Below are 4,879 nucleotides of genomic sequence, written 5' to 3'. Positions count from 1 at the left end.
GAGCCGCTGCTGCTCTACTTCACCTCCGGCACCACCTCGCGGCCCAAGCTGGTGGTACACACCCATCAGAGCTATCCGGTGGGATCACTGTCGACGCTCTACTGGATCGGCCTGCAGCCGGACGACATCCACTACAACATCAGCTCGCCGGGCTGGGCCAAGCACGCCTGGTCCAACGTCTTCGCGCCCTGGAACGCCGGCTGCACCATCTTCGTCTATCGCGCCGCGCGTTTCTCTGCCGCGGCGACCCTGGACGCCATCGCACGCTACGGTGTCACCACCCTGTGTGCCCCGCCGACGGTGTGGCGCCATCTGATCCAGGAGGATCTGGCCAGCTACCGGACCCAACTGCGCGCCCTGGTCGGTGCCGGCGAGCCGCTCAACCCGGAAGTGATCGACCGCGTGCGGCGGGCCTGGAACCTGGAGATTCGCGACGGCTACGGCCAGACCGAGACCACCGCCCAGATCGGCAACCCGCCGGGGCAGCCGATGCGTGCCGGCTCGATGGGGCGGCCACTGCCCGGATATCGCATCGCGCTGCTCGACGCCGACGGCCAGGAGCGCGACGAGGGCGAGATCGCGATTCGTCTCGACGAGCGCCCGGTGGGCCTGATGCAGGAGTACCGCGACGATGCCGCGCGCATGCGCCAGGTGCTCGACGAGGGCTACTACCGCACCGGCGATGTCGCCCGCCGCGACGCCGACGGCTACTACTGGTACATCGGCCGCGCCGACGACGTGTTCAAGAGTTCCGACTACCGCGTCAGCCCGTTCGAGCTGGAGTCGCTGCTGATCGAGCATGAAGCAGTCGCTGAGGCCGCCGTGGTACCGGCCCCCGACGAGCTGCGCCTCAACGTGCCCAAGGCGTATCTGACCCTGCGCCAGGGCTTCGAACCCGACCGCGACACCGCGCTCTCGATCCTGCGCTTCGCCGCCGCCCGGCTGGCGCCCTACCAGCGCATTCGCCGGCTCGAATTCTTCGAACTGCCCAAGACCATCTCCGGCAAGATCCGCCGGGTCGAGCTGCGCGCCCATGCAGCGACCGCCGCCGCTGACCCGGATGGCGCCCAGGACGAGTACCGCGAGAGCGACTTTCCCGAACTGCGCCAGCCGCCCGGCACCCATTGAGCTCACACGCCGGCGTCCAGGCCGTCATTCCAAGGAGTTTTCAAATGCAACTGGCCGACCACACCTTCATCGTCACCGGCGGCGGCTCCGGGCTGGGCGCCGCCACCGCCCAGCGGCTGGTGGCGGCCGGGGCCAACGTCACCCTGGCCGACCACGACGAGACGGCGGCGCAAGCCCACGCCGAGTCGCTGGGGGCGAACGCCCTGGCAGTGGCCGCCGACGTCACCCGGGAAGCCGACGGCGAGCATGTCATCGCCGCCACCCGCGAGCGCTTCGGCGCCCTCCATGGGCTGATCAACTGCGCCGGGGTGGCGCCGGCGGAGAAGATCCACGGCAAGCGCGGCGTGCACGGTCTCGACAGCTTCCGCCGGGTGGTCGACATCAACCTGATCGGCACCTTCAACATGCTGCGCCTGGCGGTGGCGGCGATGCAGGAGAACCCGGCGACGGAGGACGACGGCGAGCGCGGGGTGGTGATCAACACCGCCTCGGTGGCCGCCTTCGAGGGCCAGATCGGCCAGGCCGCCTACGCCGCCTCCAAGGCCGGCGTGGTCGGGCTTACTCTGCCCGCCGCCCGCGAGCTGGCCAGCTCGGGCATCCGGGTGATGGCGATCGCCCCCGGCATCTTCGACACCGCCATGATGCAGGGCATGCCTGAGGAGGTGCGCGAGAGCCTCAATGCCAAGGTGCCGTTCCCGCCGCGCATGGGCCACGCCGAGGAGTACGCCGCGCTGGCCTGCCAGATCCTGGAGAACCGCTATCTCAACGGCGAGGTGATACGTCTCGATGGCGCCATCCGTATGAGTGCGCGGTGAAAAGCGACTGAGCATCGCTCAGCCGCTTATTAGGATGGAGTAAGACAGCAGCGACTGATCGATCCCTCACCAGTATGGGAGAGCTGAACATGAACACCCCAGACCCGATCGTCATCGTCGGCGCCAAGCGCACGCCGATGGGCGCCTTCCAGGGCGCCCTGGGCGGGCTTGCCTGCCCGCAGCTGGGTGCGGCGGCGATCCGCGGCGCCCTCGAACAGGCCCGGCTAACGCCAGACAGCCTCGACGAGCTGATCATGGGCTGCGTGCTCCCCGCCGGGCAGGGCCAGGCGCCGGCGCGGCAGGCGGCACTCGGCGCGGGCCTGGCCGAGTCGACGCCCTGCACCACCGTCAACAAGATGTGCGGCTCCGGCATGAAGGCGGTGATGCAGGCGTTCGACACGCTGTCGCTGGGTCACGCCGCCCACGCCATCGCCGGCGGCATGGAGAGCATGAGCAACGCCCCCTACCTGCTGCCCAAGGCGCGCGCCGGGCTGCGCATGGGGCATGCCCAGGTGCTCGATCACATGTTCCTCGACGGGCTCGAGGACGCCTACGAGCCGGGGCGGCTGATGGGCACCTACGCCGAAGATTGCGCCCAGGCCTTCGACTTCGGCCGCGAGGCCCAGGATGCCTACGCCATCGCCTCGCTGACCCGCGCCCGCCAGGCGATCGAGAGCGGCGTCTTTGCCAAGGAGATCGTCGCCCTCGACGCCCCCGCCGGCCGCGACACCCGCCGGGTCGACCAGGATGAACAGCCCCACAAGGCCAATCTCGAGCGCATCCCCCAGCTCAAGCCCGCCTTTCGCGACGGTGGCAGCGTCACCGCTGCCAACTCCAGCTCGATCTCCGATGGCGCCGCGGCGCTGGTACTGATGCGCCAGCGCGAGGCCGAACGCCAGGGGCTGACCCCGCTGGCGCGCCTCCACGGCCACGCCAGCCACGCCATGCGCCCGGGCGACTTCCCGGTGGCGCCGATCCACGCCGTGCGCAAGCTCTACCAGCGCCTCGGCTGGACGCGAGAGAGCGTCGACCTCTACGAGATCAACGAAGCCTTCGCGGTGGTGGCGATGGCGGCGATGCGCGAACTCGATCTCGACCACGAGCGGGTCAACGTGCACGGCGGCGCCTGCGCCCTGGGCCACCCGATCGGCGCCTCCGGCGCGCGGATTCTGGTCACGCTGCTCAACGCGCTCGCCCATCACGACCTGACCCGGGGTGTGGCGGCGATCTGTATCGGCGGTGGCGAAGCCACGGCGGTCGGCATCGAACGGCTCGTGTAGCCGAAGACGCGAGTGCCGGCATCCCTGCCGCACGACATCCAATCCAGGGGAGAGATGACGATGAACGGGCCTGCCAGCGCCAACCACAGTCACGAACCCAGCTACGTCAGCGGCACCAGCGACCGGCCGCTGCTGGGCCTGACCATCGGCGACTGCCTCGATGCCGCCGCCAGCGAATGCCCCGACCGCGAGGCGCTGGTGAGCTGCCATCAGAACCTGCGCTACACCTACGCCGAGCTGCGCGCGGAGGCGGACCGCATCGCCCGCGCCCTGATGGCGCTGGGGGTGGAGCGCGGCGACCGGGTCGGCATCTGGTCGCTCAACTGTGCGGAGTGGGCGCTCACCCAGCTGGCGACGGCCAAGGTCGGCGCGATCCTGGTCAATCTCAACCCGAGCTATCGCGCCCACGAGCTCGAACACGCGCTCACCCAGTCCGGCCTGTCCGTCCTGATATTGCAGGGCGCCTATCGGACCGGCGACGTGATCAAGTCACACTACGTCGACATCCTCTGCCAGCTCGCCCCGGAGCTACGCACCCCGTCGATGTCTGAAGATCGGCTGCTGGAGTGCGCGGCCTTGCCCCGGCTCAGGCAGGTGGTGTGTCTCGACCCTGAACTCGCCACCCCGGGCATGTGGCACTGGGAGGAGCTGCGCGCCCTCGCCGACGACGTCTCCGCCGAGCGGTTGGCGAAGCGGCAGGCCGAACTGCAGTTCGACGACCCGATCAACATCCAGTACACCTCCGGCACCACTGGCGCACCCAAGGGGGTGACGCTGACCCATCACAACATTCTCAACAACGGCTACTTCGTCGGTGGCGGGATGAACCTGCAGCCCGGCGAGCGGGTGGTGATCCCGGTGCCGCTCTATCACTGCTTCGGCATGGTGATGGGCAATCTGGCGTGCCTGTCGCACCGCGCCACCGCGATCTATCCCAACGACGGCTTCGACCCCGAGGCGACGCTGCGCGCGGTGGAGGCGGAGCGCGCCCAGGCGCTCTATGGCGTGCCGACGATGTTCATCGCCGAACTCGAGCACCCCGAGTTCGCGCGCTTCGATCTCTCCAGCCTGCGCACCGGCATCATGGCCGGCTCCAACTGCCCCATCGAGGTGATGAAGCGGGTGATCGAGCGCATGCACATGCAGGACGTCACCATCGCCTACGGCATGACCGAGACCAGTCCGGTGAGCCTGCAGACCCGGCCTGACGCCCCGCTGGCCAAGCGCGTCGCCACCGTCGGCACCATTCACCCGCACCTGGAGGTGAAGATCGTCGACCCGGCCAGCGACCAGGTGGTCCCGCGCGGCACCAGCGGCGAACTCTGCACCCGCGGCTACAGCGTGATGCTCGGCTACTGGGACAACGACGAGGCCACCCGCCAGGCGATCGACAGCCAGGGCTGGATGCACAGCGGCGACCTGGCGATGATGGACGACGACGGCTTCGTCGCCATCACCGGACGCATCAAGGACATGATCATCCGCGGCGGCGAGAACCTCTACCCGCGCGAGATCGAGGAGTTTCTCTACACCCACCCGGCGATTTCCGATGCCCAGGTCTTCGGCGTGCCGGACCCGAAATACGGCGAAGCGGTGGCGGTCTGGGTGCGGCTGGTGGAAGGCGTGGAACTCGACGAGGAGGCCATCCGCGATTAC

The 4,879-nt window shown here is 69.1% G+C and carries 4 protein-coding genes; all 4 read left to right on the top strand.

The features are described from left to right. A partial coding sequence (locus tag Q0602_RS01375; protein ID WP_298837779.1) for an AMP-binding protein occupies positions 1 to 1,128 on the top strand: 1,128 nt, incomplete at its 5' end. 44 nt (positions 1,129 to 1,172) lie between these two features. Continuing rightward, the gene (locus tag Q0602_RS01370; RefSeq protein WP_295035412.1) at positions 1,173 to 1,943 is read left to right on the top strand and encodes an SDR family NAD(P)-dependent oxidoreductase; all 771 of its coding nucleotides are present in this window, start codon (positions 1,173 to 1,175) and stop codon (positions 1,941 to 1,943) included. An 89-nt stretch (positions 1,944 to 2,032) separates the two neighbouring features. Further along, positions 2,033 to 3,223 (top strand): acetyl-CoA C-acyltransferase, encoded by a 1,191-nt coding sequence (locus tag Q0602_RS01365; protein ID WP_298837777.1) that lies wholly within the window; start codon positions 2,033 to 2,035, stop codon positions 3,221 to 3,223. Between the two features lie 54 nt (positions 3,224 to 3,277). Continuing rightward, positions 3,278 to 4,879, top strand: a 1,602-nt coding sequence (locus tag Q0602_RS01360; RefSeq protein WP_298837774.1) for an AMP-binding protein, incomplete at its 3' end; no start/stop codon positions are given.

This window comes from uncultured Salinicola sp. (assembly GCF_937921195.1).
Classification (GTDB): Bacteria; Pseudomonadota; Gammaproteobacteria; order Pseudomonadales; family Halomonadaceae; genus Salinicola.
The sequence above is the reverse complement of the archived record's forward strand: the minus strand, read 5'-3'. Positions and strand labels throughout refer to the sequence as shown.